Here is a 21,511-nt window from a genome sequence, read left to right on the forward strand (position 1 = left end):
GGCAAGAGAGGCCCCTCTGGAGGGTGCCGCGGCGAAAATAATTGAAATTCCGGAGGTTACTCTATTATGGAAAAAATCAAAATGACTACGCCCCTGGTGGAGATGGACGGTGACGAGATGACCCGCGTACTGTGGGCCATGATCAAGGAAAAACTCATTCTCCCCTTTGTGGATTTGAAAACCGAATACTACGATCTGGGCCTGCTCCACCGCAACGAGACAAAAGACCAGGTGACCATCGACGCCGCCTATGCCACGAAGCGGCTGGGCGTAGCTGTAAAGTGTGCAACCATTACACCTAACCGGCAGCGGATGGAGGAATATCCCCAGCTCACCGAGATGTGGAAGTCCCCCAACGGCACCATCCGGGCCATTCTGGACGGCACCGCGTTTCGCGCCCCCATCGTACTGCCCTGCATCAAGCCTGTGGTGAAGAACTGGGAGGCTCCCATCACCATCGCCCGCCACGCCTACGGCGATATGTACAAGGCTGTGGATCTGGAGACTGACGAGCCGGGCACCGCGACCCTGACCTTCAAGGGCGAGAGCGGCGCGGAAAAGACGCTGACCGTCCAGACCGTGGACGGCCCCGCCGTCTGGCAGGCCCAGCACAACAAGGAGGGCAGCATCCGGGCCTTTGCCCGCTCCTGCTTCCAGTACGCCATCAACCAGCGCCAGGACCTGTGGTTCTCCACCAAGGATACCATTGCCAAGGGTTATGACGGCGCGTTCAAGCGCATTTTTGAGGAGGAGTACGAGTCCACCTACAAGGCAGAGTTCGAAAAGCTGGGCCTGACCTATTTCTACACCCTCATTGATGACGCGGTAGCCCGTGTCATCCGCTCCAAGGGCGGCTTTATCTGGGCGCTGAAAAACTACGACGGCGATGTGATGAGCGACATGGTGGCCACCGCCTTCGGCAGCCTCGCCATGATGACCTCCGTGCTGGTGTCCCCCGACGGCACCATGGAGTTCGAGGCCAGCCACGGCACCGTCACCCGCCACTATTACCGCTATTTGAAGGGGGAAAAGACCTCCACCAACCCCATCGCCACCATCTTCGCCTGGAGCGGCGCCCTCAAGCGCCGGGGTGAGCTGGACGGTCTGGAAGACCTGGTGAAATTCGGCCAGGCCATGGAGGACGCCTCTCTGGAGACGCTGATGGACGGCGTGATGACGAAAGATCTGCTGGGTCTGGTGGAGCCCGGATTCCGGGCCACCGGCGTAGACAGCGAGACATTCCTGGATGCCATTGCGGATAGATTGCACAGTAAATTGGCATAAATAACCGATAAAATACCCGCGTGCTATTCAGCACGCGGGTATTTTTGTGTTCACAAGGCTGACAGGTCGGCGGCGGCCGCATCATAGGCGGACGCAGGGCGGACCTCTTTGTAATCAGCATTCCTGACCAGGTCCTCGTTCCGTTTCACGACGGCGCTCCTTTTCAGCAGAAATCCGTCAGAAGGTCGGCATAGTCATCCAGGTGGGCGGAGAGGTCGGCGCCTGTGTTGGTCCAGACGGTCAGCACTGCTTTTCCCCGGCGGGCCAGCAGAACGGAGACTTCGCCGCTCTCCAGCAGGACGGCCTGGTCGAAGCCCGCCCGGTCCGGCACCGTCAATGCCGCGTCCGGCCACTGTTCCCGATATTTCTCCAGCTTTTCCCGGTACAGCGGACCCGCCAGGGCGGAGAAGATGAGGCGGTCGTAAGTGGTCGTTACTTGTTTCTGTTCGGGGAAGAACTCTCTGACGCTATAACGCGCGGGGGCCAGGGGAGCCCGCTCCAGGGTGCCAAAGCTGGAATCCTCCCGGATGGAGGACGTCAGCGCGGGGTCCAGAACCTCCGCAGCCACATAGGGCAATTCCGGATTGTCCAGTGACCTGTAAGCGGCATTGCCCGTCATTCCCAAGCCCACCAGATGCACGGTCCAGAAAAGCAGCAGCAGGAAGGATGTCACTGCCATCAGGCGGCGGCTGTTCCGCCAGTTGCCCGTGTGGGGCGGGGCGACGCCCGCGTCCAGCAGGTCCCGGGTCCGCCAAACGCCCAGGAGCTTCCGAACGCCGCCGAATACCCCCACGGCGCAGAGAAGACCTACCAGCACCAGCTCCGGCCCCATTTTCAGGAACCACTCCACCTTGTTCCCTGCCGACAGCCACAAGTACAGAATAAGCACCGCCAGCGCCGCGAACAGGAAAAGCTCCAGCCAGCCCTGCCGCAAGGCGCTTTTCAAACTCTTGTCCCAGGCCCATTTCTGGGCTACGGGGTCGGATTCCAGCTCCGCCGCGGCGGGGTCGTCACAGTAGTACGCCTCGTAGTCTCCCATTTGGGCGGCGTAGGTCCAGCCCAGGTCCCGGTAAACCTCCAGGCGGGCCTCCCAGTTCTCCCTGGCCTCCGGCTCCCGGGGCTGGATGCGGACGCGGCATGGGGCAGGCTCCGCCCGTTCCAGAACGGCAAACCAGCTCACCCAAGCCGTCAGCCGCCAGCCCTTGGCGGCCTCCTGCTCCAGCCATGCCTCCAGGGCGCCGGTCTCCCAGTCCCCGGCGGGCTTTAAACTGTATTTTTTCTTTCTCATAGTCCTCCCCCTCAGTCCGTCAAAAGGGCGGTGAAGTCATTCAGGTGAGCCCGCAGGTCCGCCGGGGCATTGGTGCGAATGCAGAACACCTGCCCGTCTTTTCGGAAGGTCAAATGCTGAATCCCGTTTTCATCCAGCAGGTAATAGGTATTCTCCCCTATGGGCTGAGGCGGCTCCCCCGCTTCCTCCTCGATGCGGACAGTGAACTCCCGCAGCAGCGGCCCCGCCAGAGCCGGGAGCCGGAGAGTGACCGTCTCCTGCTGGGTGTCGCAGACGATCCGCAGGATGTCCGTGCCGGGGAGGTTGCTGGGCTGGGGGTCCCGCTTCCACACCACGTCCGGCTCACCCTGGCAGACCGTAACACTCTCCCCCAGCAAGTCCTCCCGCCGTTCCACCGTCACATTGCCGCCCCGACCGCCCAGGGTCTCCGCCTCGATGTAGGGCACCGGGTCCTCTGACAGCGGCACGCCGGCGCTGCCTGTCACAATCTTTGCCAGACTGACCAGGTTCAGCAGGACCAGGGCAAGGGGAACGCACAGCAGCAGGGCCCTGCGGCGGGGCCGGATACGCCGGCGGGGCATGGGAAAGCCGCAGCGCAGGCTGTCCAGCAGCTGGCGGAAGCAGCGCAGGTCCAGCAGCAGGTGCGCGGCCGTCACCGCTTCCACCGCCAGAAAGAGCAGAAATTTCCACGTACCTCCCGCCCGGATGGTGCTCAGGAAGAAGCAGTTTCCTCCCTGTCGGATCCAAAAGATGAGGACGCCCAGCAGCGCCAGGATTGCCCACAGGGTACTGTTCCTGACCCGCTCCCACAGCCGTCCGTAGGCCCAGCTGTCGGCGGTGGGGTCCGTGCGGAGGGGCATGGCGTCAGGCCGGGTGGACCGCCACACCAGAAACAGGCTGCTGGAACAGACGAACTCCCAGCCCGCCTCGCCGTAGGCCTCCCTCTGCTCTTCCGTGGGCTTGTACTGCCCCTTCTCCGCCGGTTCCAGCGCGAACCGGCAGTCCCGGGACGGCGCGTTACGGAAATTGCACCAGTCTGTCAGCTCCCGGCCCCGGGCGGCCTGCCGGGACAGCCACTCCTCCATGCCGGGAATGTCGTACGTACTGCAGGGCGGGACGTCCCGCCAGCGGTTCCACTTCATCGGTCATCCTCCCTCCCTGTCGCCGTCGGCGACGCAGAGCTTCAGGCGGCTCAGCTCCTGGCGATACAGGGCCCGTCCCCGGTCTGTGATGGCATAGGTCCGCTTGCGGCCCTCCACCGCCGTCTCCCGGATGAGCCCCTCCTCCTGGAACTTCGCCAAAATGGTGTACAGCGTTCCCGGGCCCAGGGGCACCCGGCCCGCCGTGGTGTCATCCACAAACCGCACGATCTCCGTGCCGCACCGCTCCTGCCGCAGCAGGCTCAGCAGGACGTAAAACATGCTCTCCGTCAGAACTTTCAGGGGTTCCTTCGCCATGGGCGTCTCCTCCAATATCGAAACACGATATTCTATGTTTTGATTGTAATATCGTTTTACGATATTGTCAACAGCATTGGAGGATCCTGGGATGGATACCAGGTTTTGAGGGTTGCTTCCAGCAGGGAGATTCCTGTACCATGGATTGCGGAAAAAACCACAGAAAGGAAAAAACGCAATGAAGCGACAAGTTCTGTGCGGCCTGCTGGCCGCCGCGTCCCTCTCCCTCCCCGTCCAGGCGGCCAGGGCCGTGCCCGTTCAGGCGGATGGCACGGTGCTGAAAAGCGGCTCCTACGTGGAACAGGGCGTTACATATGTCCCCCTGCGGTATCTGCTGGACGCTCTTGGCGGCTGGACGGTCTCCTGGGACAGCGCGGAACAGGAGGCCGTGGCAGTGTCCGGCTCCCTACGGCTGGCGGCGGACCCGGCGGCGGACACCATCACCATCGGCGGCCGGGAATATGCCGGACGGGTCACGGTGGAAAACGGCCGGACCTACGTCCCCCTGCGGCTGGTGACAGAGGCCCTGGGCGGCAGCGCCGAGTGGGACCCGTACCTGGGCGGCGCGGCGGTGACCTCCGCCGGGGCGGCCCACGACGCGGCGGACTTTTACTGGCTCAGCCGCATCATCAGCGCCGAAAGCGGCGGCGAGTGTCTGGAGGGCCAGATCGCCGTGGGCAACGTGGTGCTGAACCGGGTGGCCAGCCGGGAGTTCCCCGACACCATCCCCGGCGTCATCTTCGACCGGGTGGACGGCGTGCAGTTCGAGCCGGTCTCCAACGGCACCGTCTACAAGGCCCCCACCGCCCAGGCTATGGAGGCCGCCCGGCGGGTGCTGGCCGGGGAAAACGTCATCGGAGACGCGCTGTACTTTTACGCGCCGGCTTTGTCCCAGGGACTGTGGATCAACGCCAACCGGACATATTGCAAAACCATCGGCTGCCACCGGTTTTATCTGTAAGGCATCTATTTGACTTTTGCGGGCACGGGGCATAGAATAAGGGTATCAAGAACGCAAAGGAGCATACGACTATGCTGTTTTCCGACCGGCCCAGGAGCCATTACCCCAATTCTCCCGCCCATGAGGTCATCTGCCAGCTCCGCTTCCCCACCATCCTCACCATCAACACCGTGGAGCCCGCCGACTTTCAGGAGGCTATCCGGGAGGATTTCCCCCAGTATGCCCGCCGGCAGGACGCGACGCCGCCCAAGGTCTCCGGGCTGGGCGGCCCAAATCCCCGAGTGGAACAGCAGCCGCCGGTGACGAATTACCACTTCCTCTCCGCCGACGGCAAATGGAAGCTGAACCTCACCAAGGATTTCATTGCCCTGTCCACCCTGCGCTACACCGGCTGGGAGGAGTTTGCCCGCCATCTGGACAAGCCGCTGGCGGCGTTTATCAAGCTGTACAAGCCCGCCTATTTCCAGCGGGTGGGCATCCGCTATATCAACCTCTTTTCCCGCCAGAAGCTGGGGCTGGAGGACGTCCCCTGGGCGGAGCTGTTCGCTCCCGCCTACACCGGCGCCCTGCGGGAGCCGGACATCCGGGAGGATCAGGTGGTGAACTGCTCCAGCGACCTGCTTTTGAAGCTGGACTCCTCCTGCCAGGCCAAAATTCACGCCGGTCCGGGCCGCATCCAGAACAACGCCCCCGGCGCCCAGCAGGACCCGGAGGTGAAGTTCATCTTCGACATGGACCTGTCCATGAACGGCCAGACCCCTTGCACCCTGGCCGCCGCCGCGCTGGAGACCCTCCACGGCCACGGCACCCGGGTCTTTGAGGGGGCCGTTACAGACCGGACGCGGGACGCCATGAGCACGCTTTAAAACACATATGGCTTTATAAGGTAGTACCTCTCTCGGAAACAAAAATCAGTGCCTTTGTCCACTGTTGGAAAAGGTGCTGATTTTTTTGTAAAATTTGCAGAAATCGGCTCGTATAATCGTTTTACATTTTAGGAATTTTAAGTCTTGTACAAAATCCATGTTTTCCGATATTCTATTGAGTGGGAAAATTCAATGCGCTAAACACCAAAAGAAAGAAAAAGGGGCATACGAATCATGTTGAAGAGCGAGTATTTGCAGCGGGTATATACCCAGGTCGTCACCCGGGACCCGGATCAGAAGGAATTCCATCAGGCCGTGCTGGAGGTCCTGGAGAGCCTGGACCTCATCGTGGAACAGCATCCTGAGTATGAACAGAAGGGCATCATTGAGACCTTCGTGGAGCCGGAGCGCATGATCTGCTTCCGGGTGCCCTGGATCGATGACAAGGGCGCGGTCCATGTCAACCGCGGCTACCGCATCCAGTTCAGCTCCGCCATCGGTCCCTACAAGGGCGGCCTGCGGTTCCATCCCACTGTCAATATGTCTATTCTGAAATTCCTGGGCTTTGAGCAGATCCTGAAGAACAGTCTCACCGGCCTGCCCATGGGCGGTGCCAAGGGCGGCAGCGACTTCGACCCCAAGGGCAAGAGTGACGGCGAGGTCATGCGCTTCTGCCAGAGCTTTATGACCGAGCTGAACCGTCACATCGGCCAGTTCGTGGACGTGCCCGCCGGCGACATCGGCGTGGGCGCCCGTGAGATCGGCTATCTGTTCGGCCAGTACCGCCGCATCCGCGGCAGCTACGACGCCGGCGTCCTCACCGGCAAGGGCCTGGAATTCGGCGGCTCCCTGGTGCGTACCGAGGCCACCGGCTACGGCCTGTGCTACCTGACCGAGGAAATGCTCAAGTGCATGCGCAAGGACAGCTTCGAAGGCAAGACCGTGGTCATCTCCGGCTCCGGCAACGTGGCCATCTTTGCCTGCCAGAAGGCCACCCAGCTGGGCGGCAAGGTCGTGGCCATGAGCGATTCCAACGGCTATATCCACGATCCCAACGGCATTGACCTGGACGTGGTGAAGGACATCAAGCTGGGTCACCGCGGCCGTATCAAGGAATACGCCGAGCGGGTCCCCGGCAGCACCTACACCGAGGGCTTCCGCAACATCTGGAACGTGCCCTGCGACATCGCCCTGCCCTGCGCCACCCAGAACGAGATCGACGGCGAGATCGCCAAGATCATCGTGAAGAACGGCGCTATGGCCGTGGCCGAAGGCGCCAATATGCCCTGCCGTCCCGAGGCGATTCATGTGTTCCAGGAGGCCGGACTCCTGTTCGCCCCCGCCAAGGCAGCCAATGCCGGCGGCGTGGCCACCAGCGGTCTCGAAATGAGCCAGAACTCCATGCGCTACTCCTGGACCTTCGAGGAAGTGGACGCCAAGCTGAAGGACATTATGACCAACATCTTCCACAACATCTTCAACGCCTCCGTGGAGTGCGGCGTCCCCGGCGACCTGGTGGTGGGCGCCAACATCGCCGGTTTCAAGAAGGTGGCCGACGTCATGCTGGCCCAGGGCCTGATTTGAGTTTACCCTCCCCTCTCTATATATACAAAAGGACCCGAACCGGATGGTTCGGGTCCTTTTGTATCATATTACCGGCTGATCTCAAATTCCACATACCCCATGACACCGGGGGCTACCGCATAGGGCGGGAACACCACCACGGGGTTTCCGGCCTGGGCGATATAAAAGCTGGTGGTCTCATCCACGGTGGTGAAGCCGCCCATGCTTTCATCAAAGTACACGGAGGGGTCCGCGGCCATCTGGGTCCGGATGCTGTCGTTGCAGATGGTCACCCAGTCCTCGCCCAGCAGGTCCCGGAGAGTCAGATCCTTGTCCGCCGCCAGGTCCAGGTTATAATAGGTCCGCTCCCAATAGGCGTTGGAAAACGACACATTGGACTCCACCAGGAAAGAGACCACGGTATCGGTCTGGGACTTGATGTCATAAGAGACGCTGACGGTGATATCGTGCTGCTCCCATTCCTCCTGGGAACCGCCGGTGGCCAGGAACGCGTCCTTGTACTCTGCCACAAGCTGCTCGCCTTCGGCGGTCTTGGCGTCCACCCGCTCCTGGATTTCCGCGCTGACGGCGTCGGCGAAATCCGAGCCAGTCACGGCGGGCTGCTCCACCTCCAGCGTGCGGTCCGCGTTTTCATCCGTATAGCTGCGGACGGTGAGGATCTGGAACAGTCCGCCCAGCACCGGAATGTCGGCGGCGGCGGACGCCATGGTGGGCGACAGGTTCAGCGCACCCACGACCACCGCAAAGCAGGCGGCCACGGTGCCCAGCCGCCGTCCCCAGGCCCGGCGGGCACGCTTGGCCTTTCCCTGCCGGATGCCCGCCCGGACCCGCTGGTCCAGCTCGGCGGGAATAGGCGTCTCCTCATATACCTGTTTCGCTTCCTTGAATTCGTTCATACCTCTTCTCCTTCCAGTGAGACACGTAGTTTTTTCAATCCGGTGTACAGCCGCGTCTTGACCGTGCTGAGAGGACAGCCCAGAACCGCGCTGATCTCTTTCAGCGGCAGCTCCTCGTAAAACCGCAGCTCGATGACCGTCCGCAGTTCCGGCGGCAGGGCTTCCACCCTGCGGGCCAGGGCATCATCCCCCGGAAGCGGGTCCTCGTAGCTGCCGGGGTCCAAATCCTCCGGCGCCGCCAGAGCCTCCCGCTTCCGGCCGCGGAGCTGGTCTGTACACACGTTGACCAAAATGCGGTAAAACCAGGTGCGCATGGCGTCCGCATCCTTCAAGCTGTCCTGTTTCTCCAGTGCTTTGCAGACAGCGGCCTGTACCGCGTCCAAAGCGTCTTCCCTGTTATGCAGATAGCTGTATGCCAGACGGTAAAACCGCGCCTGATTTTCCACAAGATACGTTGTCAGTTGTGTTTCCCGGATATGTGACACGTTGGCATGGTCCTTTCTGTTCGTTCTGTCTGTTAGACGGAGAACCGGGGAAAAAAGTTTGCGCGGAAAGGGGAAAATTTCAGCAGGGGATGCCGTTGAAACGGTATCCCCTGCTTGCATCTTATTCGTACCGCAGAGCGTCAATGGGATTCAGCTTGGCCGCTTTGTTGGCGGGGAGGTAGCCGAACAGCATCCCGATGCCCACGCTGACGCCGAAACTGACCAGAATGGCCCCCAGAGTGGGCGTGGCGTTGAAGGTGACGCCGCTGGCCGCTCCCAGGGACTCCACCAGCATCCCGCCGAAGAGGGAGCCCACAGCCACCGCCATCAGATAGCCGAAGAGAATACCCACCAGGCCGCCGAGGGCGGAGGTGGTGCCGGCCTCGATGATGAACTGGCGGCGGATGTCCCGGCGTTTGGCGCCCAGGGACTTGCGGATGCCGATCTCCCGGGTGCGCTCCGTGACGGACACCAGCATGATGTTCATGATGCCGATGCCGCCCACCAGCAGGGAAATGGCGGCGATGGCAATGAGAACCGCCATGGCGACGCCCATCATGGCGTTGATCAGGTTCACCTGGTCCAGCATCGTCTCGATGTAATAGGCGTCTTCATCCTGATAGAAATTCCACAGCATATCGTTCAGCAGGGCCTTGGCCTGGCCCACCGTGTCCCGGGAGACCGCCGTGGCCTGATACAGGGTCACGGTGCGGCTGCCGGAGAGTGCCATGGCGTTTTCATAGGGGATGTAGACCCGGTCATCAGAGCTGCCTTCGGTCATCGTGGTCTGCTGCCGCTGCATTACGCCGATGACGGTATAGGGCACGCCGCCGATATAGAGCGTGTTTCCCAGGGCGTCCCCCCGGAAAGCCTCCTGCTCCAGGTAAGCCCCGATGACACAGACGTTCTTTCGCTGGGTCACATCCACGTATTGCAGATACCGTCCCTTTGCCAGTGGCTCTCCATCCAGGGTAGTTCCGTTCTCCGGCCGGTACATAGCCTCGCTGACACCGTAGATGCCGGTCTTTTTGAACTCGTTGCTCCCCTGCCGCACACCCTGGCCGCCGCTGACCCAGGGGGTCACGCCGCTGAATGTCTCCGGGTGACTGTCAATGAAGTCCATGACTTCCTGGCTGTCCAGCTCCATGGTGCTGCCGTCGCCCCGGCCCCAGGTGTAAAACATCACCTGGGTGACGCCCAGCTTCTGCACCTGCTGCTCCACCATACCCGTCAGGCCGTTGCCCAGGGAGATGATGATAATGACCGACGCCACGCCGATGACAATACCCAGCATGGTGAGAAATGCCCGCATTTTACTGGTCCGCAGGGACTTCAGCGCCAGCTTGAAGGATTGGGTGACATTCATACCTGCTCCTCCTCGGCCCGCACCACCGCCTGGGGAGCGGCGGCGTCGCCGTCATAGATGATGCGGCCGTCCTGAAGGCGGACGATGCGCCTGGCCTTTCGGGCGATGGCATTGTCATGGGTGATGAGGACCACGGTATCCCCCTCCTCGTTGAGCTTCTGCAGAAACTCCAGCACCTCCCGGCCCGTCCGGGAGTCCAGAGCGCCAGTGGGTTCGTCCGCCAGGATGACCGAGGGCTTCCCCGCCAGCGCCCGGGCAATGGACACCCGCTGCTGCTGGCCGCCGGAGAGCTGGTTGGGCAGGTGCTTCTGTTTATCCGCCAGGCCCACCCGGTCCAGGGCCTGCACAGCCCGCTCCCGGCGCTCCTGGCCGGAAATACCGGCGTACAGCAGGGGCAGTTCCACATTTTCCAGGACTGTCAGCTTGGGAATGAGGTTATACTGCTGGAACACGAAGCCAAGCATTTTGTTGCGAATTTCCGCCTGCCGGTCGTCATCCATGGTGGACACGTCCACACCGCCCAGGCGGTAGGTGCCGGAGGTGGGCACATCCAGACAACCGATGATGTTCATGGCAGTGGATTTGCCGGAGCCGGACTGACCCACGATGGCCACGAACTCGCCCCGGTCAATGGTCAGGCTGACGCCGTCCAGGGCGTGGACGGCCTCGCCGCCCATGGGATAAATCTTGTATACGTCTTTCAGTTCAATGAGATGCGCCATGGTCAGCCCTCCGGGACGGGAGCGGCCTGGTACGCCACCCGGTCTTCCTCCGTCAGGCCGGAGGTGATCTCAATGTAGGCGTCATCGCTGCGGCCCAAAATGACGGCGCGTTCTTCCAGTCTGGAGGGGTCTGCCAAAGAACCGTCCTCTCCCAGGGCTTCCGCGGGAGCAACCAGCACCGTGCCGCCCCGGTCCACAGCGGCCACGGGCACGGTGAGGACGTCCTCCGCCGTGTCACACCGGATGGAGGCGGAGACGTTCATCCCCGGCATCAGGCCGCCGAACTCCGGAATGGCAATGGTGACGGGATAGGTCGTGAAGCCGTCCTTGGTGGTGCCGTTGACGCTGACCCGCTCCACGGTGCCGGTGTAGGCCTCACCGGGCAGAGCGGCGGCGGTGATGTCCACCGTCTGGCCCGCCTTCACCTTGCCGATGTCCAGCTCGTTGACGTTCATCTGCATTTTCAGGCAGCTCAGGTCGTAGATAACAGCCAGGGTGCCGCTGGCGGAGCCGTCCACCTTGTCCCCGGCCTTGAAGTTCTTCTCAATGACCGTGCCGGAGATGGGAGAGGTGATCTTGTAGTCATCCAGGCTGCCGCTGGCGGAGGAGGCGGACAGATTGGCGCTCTCCAGTGTCAGCCGGGCGGTTTCGATCTGGTCCCGGATGGCAGCGGAGTCCACCGTGCAGAGGACCTCGCCCTTGGTGACGGTGCTGCCCATCAGCTTGTCAAAGCCGCTGACGGAACCGCTGCCGGCGGCGTAGACCGTGGCGGCGGCGGGCATATTGATGGCGGCGCTGCCATAGCTGGTGTAGCTGCCGATGACAGCGGAGGCGGTATAGGCGTCGGACAGGACGCCGGGGTTCTCCACCTTCACCCGGACGCTGCTGCCCTCCATGCCGTTGCTGGTGACGGCGGTACTGTTGGACACCGCTGTGACGGTGCCGCTCACCGGTTCCACGAAGCTGCCCACGAACACCGTGGCCTTCTGGCCCACGTAAAACTCGGACGGGGCCACATAGGGGAACAAAAAGTCAATGGACAGGTCCATGCTGGCGACGATCTTCGCAAGGGCGGCGCCGGCGGTGACGTCGTCGCCGTTGTGGACATAGACCTCGCTGATGGTGCCGCTGATGGGGGCCGTGGGGCGCCGGGTCTCTTTGGCCTGGTCATAGCTCAACTGGGCCTGCTGCACGGAGAGTCCCGCCCGGCTGACGGAATTCCGGGCGTCGCCGCTGTCCAGCTCGTAAAGCAGCGCGCCCTCCTCCACCAGATCGTCCTCCTCAAAGGGGGCGCTGAGAATGGCCCCGGAGATCAGGGTATTCACCTGGTAGGAGTCCGCGGGCTCCAGCGTGGCGGAACCGCTGACCGATACCGACAGGTCCCGGCGGACCACCTGCTCCACCGTGTAGGACGTCTCCGCCGCTTCGGTGCCGCCCCCCAGCCGGGGCAGCACCGAAGTAGCCAAAACCACCACGGCCAGCAGCACCACAAAGACCCGGCCCTTCTTGCCGAGATGGAATCTTCTTTGCTTCTTCTCCGGGAGGAACTGCTCCTCCTGATCCATGATCTCATTCATACAAGTTCTCCTTATTCCGGCCTGACGGCTGTTCTTCCGCTTTCTATAACGGTACGGCGCAGCCGTTTTCTTCAGGCCCTATCATTTTTCTTTGCCCATTGTCTTAGTCAATTAGTACAATAGCACAATTTTGCCGTTTGTCAAGGTGAAAGCTGGAAATTTTTTTGGTACGGGCTGAGGATACACCTTCCACCCAATGGAAGGTCAAGAGAAATCTTGTGATATATGAAAAAACACGGGCGGCAAATGCCGTCCATGTTTTTTCAGCATTATTTTAATTCATAAAGGGGAACTGTCCGCTGATAGGGCTGGGAACGGTAGGTCACAGAGGAGATCTTCCGGCCGGAGACGCCGTATTTGGGGTGGGTGCCGAAAAGGTCGATGTACTGTGCCAGGTCGTCCCGCTCCGCCGCCATAGCCTCCAGCAGTTGGACCGTGGCCCGGGCGTCGTCCACCGCCCGGTGGCTGTTGACCGCGTCCGTCAGGCCATAGGTCTCGATGGCGTTGCAGAGCTTGTGGGGATAGTCCCGGCGGTCCCGGTAGACTGTCAGGGCGTCCAGAAACCGGGGCTTTTTCAGCACCTCCACCAGGCCGAAGGGCCGGAGAAACCAAAAGAGAAAATTCAAATCGAACTGGGCGTTATAGGCCACCAGCAGGGGCCGCTCCGCCCCCTCCAGAAGGGCGCAGAAATCCCCGGCGGCCTCCCGCGGTGCCACGCCCTCGCTTTGAAGCTGTTCATCCGTGATGCCTGTCAGGTCCGTGATGAAGGGCGGCAGGGATTTCCCTTCCGGCAGGCGGATGAGCCGGTCCATGCTGCCGGTCTCCCCGCCTTCCTCCAGAGACACGGCCCCCAGCTCGATGATGGCGTCCCTGCCAAACTCGATGCCGGTGGTCTCCGTGTCGAACACCACCAGACGGTCAAACTGTTTCCAAAGGCTTTCCATCAGGCAGCAGCCTCCTCCGCCAGCCAGTTGTCGCCGGTGGCGTAGTCGATCTCCACACCGGGCTGAACGTTGTAACAGAACACGTTGAAGCAGACGCCGTCGCCGCTGTCCTCCACGGAGTACGCCTCCATCTGAACGCCCCGGGCCACCAGCTCCGTGCCCTGGAAGGCCGGGGTCACCCGGTAGAGAACGTGGTTGTCCGTTTCTTTCACATAGTCCGCCACCAGGTTCTCAAAGGGCAGCATCCCCTCCACGTTCAGGTAGCGGGTGCCGGTGATGAGGTTGCACTCGTTGGCGTTCTCTCCCGCCAGCTGGAAGCCGATCAGGTGGCAGCGATTCCACAGGGACTTGCCGTCCACAAAGTCGTACTGGTTCTGCACCCAGCCGGTGGGCTTCACGGAGCTGATGTCCCCCCGCTTCTCCGTGGGCATCAGGTCCCGGCCGATGCAGGCCTCCGTCACACCGCAGCGGCCCAGCTCGTCCAGGTCGCTGTAAAACTCGTAGGAGACATCCGTCATGTCCTCTTCGGTGAAGGAGGGCTGGTTGTCGTTGAGGACCACGTAGGGCGTACCGTCATAGGGCGGGATATTCTCCATGGAATAGGTCTCCGCCGGGGGCGTCAGATACCAGCGTACCGCACTCACCACGATGAGCAGCACGACCACCAGCAGCGCCTGCTTCACGGTCAAATGGATGGTTTTCGTCTGTTGCTTTGCCATGGTCAGTCCTCTTTTCTCGTATACCGTTCCCGGGTGATGGTCTCATGGGAGGTGCCGGAAAACTCTGCCCGCTCCGTCAGCGCAAACCGGGACAGGTCCAGCTCCAATCGCACGTCCGACGGATAGGCCCGGTTCCAGCGGTAGAGGATGAGGCCCTCCAGCTTCTCCGCCGGGAGCTGGCGGTCCTCCACAAAGCAGATGTCTCCGGGGGCGGCCTGTTCCAGAAACTTCTCTTCCACCCGCACCCGCTCCGGTGCCCAGTCGAACAGGGGCGCGGAATAAGGCGCCAACCACAGCGGCTTTTTACCGCACAGGGCCAGCAGGTCCTCCTGCTGGGCACGGTCCCGGCTGAGCCGCCGGCGGTTGAACAACAGGCCGTTCCGGTCATCAATACAGACAGCGGCGATCATCGCGTCATCTCCTCTCGGTCTTGTGTCACGTCCGGCGTTTATCATACCAGATTTCGACAGCCTTTGCAAGGTTTACATAACAATAATAATTCCTGGATTTTCGGGCAAACTGGTGGCATCACTGCTGACAGGAGGTCTTTTCATGCGCCGTTTGCTCCGCAATTCCCTGATGCTGCTTCTTCCCTGCCTGTTTCTGGCGGGGGCGCTGTACGTCCAGCGCCGGGTGACGTCCCGGTCCGAGGCCGCGTCCGCCTCCGCCGCCATCCCCGCATCCGCCGCCAATTGGGGACTGTCCTTCCCCAACGAGGGGCAGTCCCCGGTGGGCAATGCCACGGTGGAGGATCTGGCCCAGTACGACGCCTACTACCTGGGGGACACCTCCCAAAAGGTCATCTATCTCACCTTTGACTGCGGGTATGAGAACGGATACACGGAATCCATTCTGGACACGCTGAAAAAGCACAACGCCCCCGCCGCCTTCTTCGTGGTGGGAAATATGATTGAGACCGCGCCGGACATCATTCGCCGGATGGCGGCGGAGGGGCACATCGTGGGCAACCACACCTACCACCACCCGGATATGTCGGCCATTAGTGATCAGGCGGCTTTCCAGAAAGAGCTGGAATCTCTGGCGGCGCTATACAAGGAGACGGTGGGCGAGGACCTGCCGATGTACTACCGTCCGCCCCAGGGAAAATACAGCGTGGAGAACCTGAAGCAGGCCCAGGCGCTGGGGTACAAGACCATCTTCTGGAGCCTGGCCTATGTGGACTGGTATGTGGACAACCAGCCCACGGCGGAACAGGCCTACGCCAAACTGCTGCCCCGCATCCACGGCGGCGCCATCGTCCTGCTCCACTCCACCTCCAAAACCAACGCGGAAATCCTGGACGACTTGCTGACCAAGTGGGAGGGCATGGGGTTCACCTTTGCCTCCCTGGACGAGCTGCCGGAGGTTTGACAGCGCCGTGACCCAGGGCTATAATGTCTCCATCGTGAAAACTTTTCCGACTGGAGAGATCGTATGCCGAACATCATCAAAATCACGGACATCGCGGCGCCGGAGCTGGACGTTTTTGCCCGCCTGACGGAGGCTCAGCTGCGAAACCGGCTGGAGCCTGAAAAGGGCGTTTTCATCGCGGAGAGCCCCAAGGTCATCGGACGGGCTCTGGACGCAGGGTATGAGCCGGTGTCGCTGCTGATGGAGCCCAGGCATATCGACGGGCAGGGCCGGGACATTATCGCCCGCTGCGAAGGAATCCCCGTCTACACCGCCAGCCGGGAAATTCTGGAGGGTCTCACCGGCTACGCCCTGACCCGGGGTGTGCTGTGCGCTATGCGCCGCCCGCCCCTGCCCTCCGTGGAAGACGTCTGCGCAAACGCCCGCCGGGTGGCGGTGCTGGAGGGGATCGTGGACTCCACCAACGTTGGCGCTATCTTCCGCTCCGCCGCCGCGCTGAACATCGACGCCGTGCTGGTCACGCCCACCTGCGGCGACCCGCTGTACCGCCGGGCGGTCCGGGTCAGCATGGGCACCGTGTTCCAGGTGCCCTGGACCCGCATCGGCAGCGAACCGTCGGAATGGCCGGAGCCGGGACTGGAACGGCTGCGGAAGCTGGGGTTCCAGACCGCCGCCATGGCTTTGAGTGACGACTCCGTCAGCATCGACGATCCCCACCTGGCGGCGGAAGAGAAGCTGGCTATCGTACTGGGCACCGAGGGCGACGGCCTGGCGGAGCGCACCATCGCCGAATGCGATTACACCGTCCGTATCCCCATGGCCCACCAGGTGGACTCTCTGAATGTGGCGGCGGCCAGCGCCGTCGCTTTCTGGGAGCTGCGGGCGTGGTAGCGAGGTTTTCTGATATTATTTATGAAAAAAGGGCCCTCAGAAAACCGCCAATCCATTGAAATGCAAGAAAAAACCTCGGAACCATTGTGGTTCCGAGGTTTTTCATCTGGCAGCGGGTGAAGGATTCGAACCCTCACATACAGAGTCAGAGTCTGCTGTGCTACCTTTACACAAACCCGCTATACCTGTCCGCCGCAGCGAACAGATATTATTATACAGAAATTCGTTTTTTTGTCAAGGGGATTTCTGAAATTCTTTTTGACTTTTTTTACCCCTTTCGGCCACCGAAAAATCCTTTGAAGAATCCGCTTTTTTTCTCCCGGCCGCTGCAGGACAGTCGGGCCAACGCTTTTTGAGCGTCCGCATAGTCCTGTTCCGCCGCTTTGCGGTACAGCTCCAGCGCCCGGTCTCTGTCCTTCTCCACGCCACGGCCATTTTCATAGCACCAGGCCAAATTGTACTGGGCGCGGGGCAGTTCGTGCTCCGCCGCCTTCCGGTACCAAAGCACAGCCTCCTTCCAGCTCTTGGTCACGCCCACGCCGGTCTCGTACAGGTAGCCCAGGTTGCACTGGCCCGTCCGGTCGCCCTGCTCCGCCGCCTGGCGGTATAGTTCCGCGGCCTTTTTCACGTTTTTTTCCACGCCGTGGCCAAATTCACAGCACACGCCCAAGTTGCACCGGGCACGGGCGTAGCCGGCATCGGCGGACACTTTGTACCACTTGGCGGCTTCCTCCCAGCTCTGGGGCACGCCTTTCCCGCTCTCATACAGGTAGCCTAAGTTGCACTGGCCCGCCGGGTCGCCCTGCTCCGCCGCCGCACGGTACAGCTCCGCCGCTTTGCAGAGGTCTTCTTCCACGCCCTCGCCGTGCTCATAGCACACACCCAGGTTGCACTGGGCGGCGGCATAGCCAGCGTCCGCCGCTTTCTCATACCAGCGGACGGCCTCCGCCCAATCCTGCTCCACGCCGCGGCCACGCTTGCAGCAGACCCCCATGCAGTACATGCCCCGGGGGTCCTCCTGGTCCGCCGCCTGGCGATACCAATGGGCAGCCCGCTTCAGATTCCGCTCCACGCCTTTGCCGTGCTCATAGCACCAGGCCAGGTTGCACTGCGCCCGGGCGAATCCCTTCACCGCGGCGGCACGGTACCACTTCGCCGCCTCTTCCCAGCTCTGTTCCACGCCCCGGCCGCACTCGTACAGGTAGCCCAGGTTGCACTGGCCCGCCAGATTACCGGCGTCGGCCGCACGGCGGTACAATTTCGCCGCCTTCTCATAGTCCCGGGGGACGCCCTCTCCCCGCTCGTAGCAGACGCCCAAATCGCACATGGCCGCGGCGGAACCGGCGTCCACCGCCTTTTGATACCAGCGGCAGGCCTCCGCCTGGTCCTGCTCCACGCCATTGCCATAGTCATAAGCCCGGGCAACGGCAAACAGCCCCCGGGGATAGCCCTGGTCTGCCGCTGCGCGGTACCAGGAGAGAGCGGACTTTAGATCCTTCTCCACACCTTTTCCGTGTTCATAGCACCAGGCCAGATTGCACTGCGCCCGGGGATAGCCCTGCTCCGCAGCCGCGCGGTACCAGCGGACCGCATCCGCCCAGCTCTGCTCCACGCCCTGGCCGATCTCATACAAAAATCCCAGACAGCACTGGCCGGGAGCGTGGCCCTGCTCCGCGGCGGCACGGTACCATCGCACCGCCTGCTCCAGGTCCTTCGGAGTGCCCGCGCCGAATTCCATGCACCGGCCCAGCTCCGTCTGCGCTGGCGGATACCCCAGCCAGGCGGCGGAGCGGTACCACTTCACTGCCTCAGCGTCATCCAGCTCCACACCCGCGCCCCGGCTGTGTGCCTCGCCCAGCAGGAACTGGGCCCGGGGAAAGCCCTGCGCCGCGCCCTTTTGGAAGCACTCCGCGGCTTTGGCGTCATCCTGTTCCACGCCGATGCCGTTGGCATAGCAGTAGCCCAGATTCGTCAGAGCCGGTATGTAATCCCGGGCCGCGGCCTGGGCGTACAGCAGCACCGCCTGCCGGGGATCCGCCGGAACGCCCACCCCCGCCTCAAAGCACCAGGCCAGATTCGTCAGGCCCAGGGGGTCATCCATGGCGACGGCCCGCTGGTAGCAGGCCAGGGCGTCGGTCCCGCGCGCATCATCCACGGCATCATTGCCCAGGGACACCCAGTTGGCCGCGGTCAGTTCCTCCTCCGTCACGGCGTTGAAGAACGTTCCGCCGCAGCGGGGGCAAAAATCCGGCTCCGCTTCGGCCACAAAGCCGCAGTCCGGATTTTCACAACGGTAATACTCCATATTTTCTCCTGTCAGGCGTCATCCTCCCCCAGTGGGTCGGGGTCATCGTAGAAGTCCAGGAAGGAATGGGCTTTGCCCCGGTATTTAAAGCCGGGAAACGTATCCAGCTGGACGCCGTGGATGGCCCGGAAGATGCTCTTTTCAATGTTGGGATTGGTCTTTTTCAGCTCCCGCAGCAGCAGCTTCATCTCCTGCCGCTTGCTCTCCCCCACGCCGTCCTCCGCCGCGTCCCGCTCCTCCGTGAACCGGCAGGCGCACTGGAGGAACCGCAGATGATTGTAGTTTTTCCAGGCGATGATGGCGTCCTCATGGACGCAGTACAGGGGCCGTATCAGCTCCATGCCCGGGAAGTTTTTGCTGTGGAGCTTGGGAGGCATGGCCTGGAGCTGGGCGCCGTAAAACAGGCCCAGAAGGGTCGTCTCCACCACATCAGAAAAGTGGTGACCCAGGGCGATCTTGTTGCAGCCCAGCTCCCGGGCCTTGGCGTACAGAAAGCCCCGGCGCATCCGGGCGCAGAGGTAGCAGGGGTTTTTGTCCACCTGGACCGTGACGTCGAAAATATCGCTGTCAAATATGGTGATGGGGATGCCCAGTGTCCGGGCGTTCTCCTCGATCAGCGCCCGGTTCTCCGGGTTATAGCCAGGGTCCATCACCAGAAAGGTCAGCTCAAAGGGCTGGTCCGTGTGCTTTTGCAGCTCCTGCATCAGCTTTGCCAGCACCACGGAGTCCTTGCCGCCGGAGATACACACGGCAATGCGGTCCCCAGGGGACACCAGCTCATACCGCTTCACGGCGGCGATGAACGGATTCCAGAGCTGTTTGCGGTAGGTTTTGATGAGACTGCGCTCGGCAATCTCCTGGGGCGTCAGTTCACGGGACATGGGAACCTCCGGTGCATTCAGAAATGATGGGCGGCCGATGGCCGCCCCCTGGGGTCCAGGGGCACGCCCCTGGTTCTTTTGCCTCCGGCAAAAGAATCAATTTCAATCATTTTTGTCAGGACATGCGCCTGACAAAAATACTTTGACCTAAGCGCCTTGGGCGCGTTCACCAGTGAATCGTATTCACTGGTGGGGGGAATCTTAAAGGGGGGACGCCAGTCCCCTCTTTATTATAGGAATATGGCCCCCAGCCGCAAAATGGAGGAAAACATCTTCCGCATCCAGGAGCGGCTGTTCCACTCCTCCAGCGTGTACTGCTTGCTCTTGGACATCATATCGTCCATGTCCTCCAGCAGTTCCTCCACCACCGGCATGTGGTACATCAGCACGGCGCATTCGTAGTGGAGCTGGAAGGTCCGGTAGTCCATGTTGGTGCTGCCCACCAGGGCCACCTCCCGGTCCACCATCACGCTCTTGGCGTGGACGAAGCCGGGGGCATACTTGTAAATCTTCACGCCGTGGGCCAGCAGCTCGCCCCAGTAGGTCTCCGCCACCATGTAGGCGTACTTCTTATCCGGGATGGCGGGCACCAGCAGCCGCACATCCGCCCCGGCGTCCGCCGCGATACACAGCGCCTGCTGCATGGACTCCTCCACCGCGTAATAGGGCGTGGTGATATACAGCATTTTCTGGGCGGAGGAAATGAGCTGGAGGTACGTCTCCTCCACCGGGTTGTCCGGGTTGTTCAGGGGGCCGTCGGTGAAGGGCTGGCACCAGCCGGGACACTCCGGCATCTCATGCCGGGGACGGTAGTAGTCATCCTCGTTGGAAAAGGTCCGGCCCATCATCTTCCACATCTGCATAAACTGGGCGGCAAACCCCCAGGCGCCTTCGCCGTCGATGCGGACGCCGCTGTCCTTCCAGTGGCCGAACCGCTCCACGATGTTAGCGTACTCATCCGCGATGTTGATGCCGCCGGTATAGGCCGTCTGGCCGTCGATGACGGCGATCTTCCGGTGGTCCCGGTAATTGAAATAAATGCGGTTTACATAACGGTGAACGGGGTTGAACACCTCCACCTCAATGCCCGCGTCCTGGATCGTCTGGAGCGTCGCGTCAGACAACCGGGTGAGGTTGCCGAAATCGTCAAAAATGATGTGGATCTCCACGCCGGCGGCGGCCCGCTCTTTCAGCACCGCAAAAATGCGGTCCCAGATCTGGCCCTCCGCCAGAATGTAGTATTCCAGGAAAATGTAGACCTCCGCCTGCCGGAGATGGGCAATGAGGTCATCGAAAAAGGCGGCGCCGTCCCCGAAATACCGGGCGGCGGTATTTCGGTGCAGCAGAAAGCCCCGTTTTTGCAGATAGGCCGCCAGCCGACCCCAGGCCGGGGATTTCCGGGTAAGCCGGGAGAGGTTCGCCTCGCTGGCCATCCGCTGGCTCTCCCGCTGGGGGATGGGCGGGACCTTCCGCAGGCTGAGCTGCTTGGCCTGATGGGTGCCGCCCCACAGGCAGAACAGGATCATACCGGCCACCGGCACCGCCAGCAGCAGGCACATCCACACCAGCTTATAGCTGGGGCTGCCGGGACGCTGGTAGACCCGGATGGCAATGATGGCGCCGATAAATTCCAGCACGCTGTACACATAGCTGGCTTTCTCCCGCAGGAAATAGGTCAGCAGCAATGTGGTGGCGATCTGCGCCAACACCGTCAGGACGCACATCCCGATGCTGGCCGCGGCGGAGATCCGCCGCTCTGTCCGCTCCTGCGGATGGGGGAGCTTTTTATGCACAGCTCTTCACCTCCCGGTCTTTCTCTCTTTCCGGTATCATTATAACCAAAACGGGCGAATGCTTCAACTATGATTCTGTAAATTCGTTGAGAGGAAAAACAGCGCCGCCGCAAACGCGGCG

20 protein-coding genes and 1 tRNA gene are annotated in these 21,511 nt (G+C 61.9%); 6 read left to right on the forward strand and 15 right to left on the reverse strand.

The window, feature by feature from the left end:
* The first annotated feature begins 66 nt into the window (after nt 1-66).
* Nucleotides 67-1,284 carry an NADP-dependent isocitrate dehydrogenase gene (locus tag JQM68_RS05965; RefSeq protein ID WP_235222081.1) on the forward strand — a complete coding sequence of 406 codons (1,218 nt, stop codon included), beginning with the start codon at nt 67-69 and terminating at the stop codon, nt 1,282-1,284.
* A 163-nt stretch (nt 1,285-1,447) separates the two neighbouring features.
* Here the strand turns inward: JQM68_RS05965 and JQM68_RS05970 are convergent, their stop codons facing one another.
* Genes JQM68_RS05970 through JQM68_RS05980 form a run of 3 tightly spaced genes read right to left on the reverse strand, consistent with a single transcriptional unit; the run spans nt 1,448 to nt 4,029 of the window.
* A complete protein-coding gene (locus JQM68_RS05970; RefSeq protein WP_235222082.1) occupies nt 1,448-2,572 on the reverse strand; it encodes a DUF2812 domain-containing protein in 1,125 nt (374 codons plus the stop codon).
* An 11-nt stretch (nt 2,573-2,583) separates the two neighbouring features.
* Nucleotides 2,584-3,714, reverse strand: a complete 1,131-nt coding sequence (locus tag JQM68_RS05975) for a DUF2812 domain-containing protein (RefSeq protein WP_235222083.1) — start codon at nt 3,712-3,714, stop codon at nt 2,584-2,586.
* A gap of 3 nt (nt 3,715-3,717) precedes the next feature.
* Nucleotides 3,718-4,029 carry a PadR family transcriptional regulator gene (locus tag JQM68_RS05980; protein ID WP_235222084.1) on the reverse strand — a complete coding sequence of 104 codons (312 nt, stop codon included), beginning with the start codon at nt 4,027-4,029 and terminating at the stop codon, nt 3,718-3,720.
* Between the two features lie 178 nt (nt 4,030-4,207).
* On the opposite strand from JQM68_RS05980, the gene JQM68_RS05985 reads away from it, so the two are divergent.
* The 3 genes from JQM68_RS05985 to gdhA all read left to right on the forward strand — a co-directional run bounded on the left by JQM68_RS05985 (nt 4,208) and on the right by gdhA (nt 7,440).
* Nucleotides 4,208-4,990 carry a cell wall hydrolase gene (locus tag JQM68_RS05985; protein WP_235222085.1) on the forward strand — a complete coding sequence of 261 codons (783 nt, stop codon included), beginning with the start codon at nt 4,208-4,210 and terminating at the stop codon, nt 4,988-4,990.
* A 71-nt stretch (nt 4,991-5,061) separates the two neighbouring features.
* A complete protein-coding gene (locus JQM68_RS05990) occupies nt 5,062-5,856 on the forward strand; it encodes a TIGR04255 family protein (protein ID WP_235222086.1) in 795 nt (264 codons plus the stop codon).
* 234 nt (nt 5,857-6,090) lie between these two features.
* Complete coding sequence (gene gdhA / locus JQM68_RS05995; RefSeq protein ID WP_235222087.1) at nt 6,091-7,440, forward strand: NADP-specific glutamate dehydrogenase; 1,350 nt, start codon at nt 6,091-6,093, stop codon at nt 7,438-7,440.
* 68 nt (nt 7,441-7,508) lie between these two features.
* On the opposite strand, the gene JQM68_RS06000 is transcribed toward gdhA, so the two are convergent.
* The 8 genes from JQM68_RS06000 to JQM68_RS06035 all read right to left on the reverse strand — a co-directional run bounded on the left by JQM68_RS06000 (nt 7,509) and on the right by JQM68_RS06035 (nt 14,559).
* Nucleotides 7,509-8,336 (reverse strand): RsiV family protein, encoded by an 828-nt coding sequence (locus JQM68_RS06000; protein WP_235222088.1) that lies wholly within the window; start codon nt 8,334-8,336, stop codon nt 7,509-7,511.
* On the reverse strand, nt 8,333-8,821 hold the full coding sequence (locus tag JQM68_RS06005) for an RNA polymerase sigma factor (RefSeq protein ID WP_235222089.1): 489 nt from the start codon (nt 8,819-8,821) through the stop codon (nt 8,333-8,335). The genes JQM68_RS06000 and JQM68_RS06005 overlap by 4 nt, the downstream gene beginning before the upstream one ends.
* A gap of 121 nt (nt 8,822-8,942) precedes the next feature.
* Complete coding sequence (locus JQM68_RS06010; protein ID WP_235222090.1) at nt 8,943-10,187, reverse strand: ABC transporter permease; 1,245 nt, start codon at nt 10,185-10,187, stop codon at nt 8,943-8,945.
* Nucleotides 10,184-10,909: an ABC transporter ATP-binding protein gene (locus JQM68_RS06015; protein WP_235222091.1), complete on the reverse strand. Its 726-nt coding sequence runs from the start codon at nt 10,907-10,909 to the stop codon at nt 10,184-10,186. Before JQM68_RS06015 ends, JQM68_RS06010 begins: the two co-directional genes overlap by 4 nt.
* 2 nt (nt 10,910-10,911) lie before the next feature.
* Nucleotides 10,912-12,486, reverse strand: a complete 1,575-nt coding sequence (locus JQM68_RS06020; RefSeq protein WP_235222092.1) for an efflux RND transporter periplasmic adaptor subunit — start codon at nt 12,484-12,486, stop codon at nt 10,912-10,914.
* A gap of 269 nt (nt 12,487-12,755) precedes the next feature.
* Complete coding sequence (locus JQM68_RS06025) at nt 12,756-13,430, reverse strand: 3'-5' exonuclease (protein WP_235222093.1); 675 nt, start codon at nt 13,428-13,430, stop codon at nt 12,756-12,758.
* Complete coding sequence (locus tag JQM68_RS06030) at nt 13,430-14,149, reverse strand: DNA/RNA non-specific endonuclease (protein ID WP_268821431.1); 720 nt, start codon at nt 14,147-14,149, stop codon at nt 13,430-13,432. Before JQM68_RS06030 ends, JQM68_RS06025 begins: the two co-directional genes overlap by 1 nt.
* Nucleotides 14,150-14,151: 2 nt before the next feature.
* Nucleotides 14,152-14,559 (reverse strand): ribonuclease Z, encoded by a 408-nt coding sequence (locus JQM68_RS06035; protein ID WP_235222094.1) that lies wholly within the window; start codon nt 14,557-14,559, stop codon nt 14,152-14,154.
* Between the two features lie 142 nt (nt 14,560-14,701).
* Here JQM68_RS06035 and JQM68_RS06040 point away from each other — a divergent pair, with 142 nt between their 5' ends.
* Entirely contained in the window at nt 14,702-15,520 is an 819-nt protein-coding gene (locus JQM68_RS06040) for a polysaccharide deacetylase family protein (RefSeq protein WP_235222095.1), read from the forward strand.
* Nucleotides 15,521-15,583: 63 nt separating this feature from the next.
* Nucleotides 15,584-16,411, forward strand: a complete 828-nt coding sequence (locus JQM68_RS06045; protein WP_235222096.1) for a TrmH family RNA methyltransferase — start codon at nt 15,584-15,586, stop codon at nt 16,409-16,411.
* Nucleotides 16,412-16,518: 107 nt separating this feature from the next.
* On the opposite strand, the gene JQM68_RS06050 is transcribed toward JQM68_RS06045, so the two are convergent.
* From JQM68_RS06050 to cls, 4 genes are all read right to left on the reverse strand, one after another.
* A tRNA-Gln gene (locus JQM68_RS06050) sits at nt 16,519-16,592 on the reverse strand.
* Between the two features lie 87 nt (nt 16,593-16,679).
* Nucleotides 16,680-18,716 carry a tetratricopeptide repeat protein gene (locus JQM68_RS06055; protein WP_235222097.1) on the reverse strand — a complete coding sequence of 679 codons (2,037 nt, stop codon included), beginning with the start codon at nt 18,714-18,716 and terminating at the stop codon, nt 16,680-16,682.
* A gap of 11 nt (nt 18,717-18,727) precedes the next feature.
* A complete protein-coding gene (locus JQM68_RS06060) occupies nt 18,728-19,597 on the reverse strand; it encodes a tRNA lysidine(34) synthetase (RefSeq protein ID WP_235222098.1) in 870 nt (289 codons plus the stop codon).
* A 230-nt stretch (nt 19,598-19,827) separates the two neighbouring features.
* Nucleotides 19,828-21,390: a cardiolipin synthase gene (gene cls / locus JQM68_RS06065; protein ID WP_235222099.1), complete on the reverse strand. Its 1,563-nt coding sequence runs from the start codon at nt 21,388-21,390 to the stop codon at nt 19,828-19,830.
* Nucleotides 21,391-21,511 lie beyond the last annotated feature (121 nt).

This window comes from Oscillibacter valericigenes (assembly GCF_021531435.1).
In the GTDB taxonomy this organism is placed as follows: Bacteria; Bacillota; Clostridia; order Oscillospirales; family Oscillospiraceae; genus Oscillibacter; species Oscillibacter valericigenes_B.

Coding starts and splice junctions, on each gene's coding strand:
- JQM68_RS05965 (WP_235222081.1), top strand. CDS start 67: ATGGAAAAAATCAAAATGACTACGCCCCTGGTGGAGATGGACGGTGAC.
- JQM68_RS05970 (WP_235222082.1), bottom strand. CDS start 2,572: ATGAGAAAGAAAAAATACAGTTTAAAGCCCGCCGGGGACTGGGAGACC.
- JQM68_RS05975 (WP_235222083.1), bottom strand. CDS start 3,714: ATGAAGTGGAACCGCTGGCGGGACGTCCCGCCCTGCAGTACGTACGAC.
- JQM68_RS05980 (WP_235222084.1), bottom strand. CDS start 4,029: ATGGCGAAGGAACCCCTGAAAGTTCTGACGGAGAGCATGTTTTACGTC.
- JQM68_RS05985 (WP_235222085.1), top strand. CDS start 4,208: ATGAAGCGACAAGTTCTGTGCGGCCTGCTGGCCGCCGCGTCCCTCTCC.
- JQM68_RS05990 (WP_235222086.1), top strand. CDS start 5,062: ATGCTGTTTTCCGACCGGCCCAGGAGCCATTACCCCAATTCTCCCGCC.
- gdhA (WP_235222087.1), top strand. CDS start 6,091: ATGTTGAAGAGCGAGTATTTGCAGCGGGTATATACCCAGGTCGTCACC.
- JQM68_RS06000 (WP_235222088.1), bottom strand. CDS start 8,336: ATGAACGAATTCAAGGAAGCGAAACAGGTATATGAGGAGACGCCTATT.
- JQM68_RS06010 (WP_235222090.1), bottom strand. CDS start 10,187: ATGAATGTCACCCAATCCTTCAAGCTGGCGCTGAAGTCCCTGCGGACC.
- JQM68_RS06015 (WP_235222091.1), bottom strand. CDS start 10,909: ATGGCGCATCTCATTGAACTGAAAGACGTATACAAGATTTATCCCATG.
- JQM68_RS06020 (WP_235222092.1), bottom strand. CDS start 12,486: ATGAATGAGATCATGGATCAGGAGGAGCAGTTCCTCCCGGAGAAGAAG.
- JQM68_RS06025 (WP_235222093.1), bottom strand. CDS start 13,430: ATGGAAAGCCTTTGGAAACAGTTTGACCGTCTGGTGGTGTTCGACACG.
- JQM68_RS06030 (WP_268821431.1), bottom strand. CDS start 14,149: ATGGCAAAGCAACAGACGAAAACCATCCATTTGACCGTGAAGCAGGCG.
- JQM68_RS06035 (WP_235222094.1), bottom strand. CDS start 14,559: ATGATCGCCGCTGTCTGTATTGATGACCGGAACGGCCTGTTGTTCAAC.
- JQM68_RS06040 (WP_235222095.1), top strand. CDS start 14,702: ATGCGCCGTTTGCTCCGCAATTCCCTGATGCTGCTTCTTCCCTGCCTG.
- JQM68_RS06045 (WP_235222096.1), top strand. CDS start 15,584: ATGCCGAACATCATCAAAATCACGGACATCGCGGCGCCGGAGCTGGAC.
- JQM68_RS06055 (WP_235222097.1), bottom strand. CDS start 18,716: ATGGAGTATTACCGTTGTGAAAATCCGGACTGCGGCTTTGTGGCCGAA.
- JQM68_RS06060 (WP_235222098.1), bottom strand. CDS start 19,597: ATGTCCCGTGAACTGACGCCCCAGGAGATTGCCGAGCGCAGTCTCATC.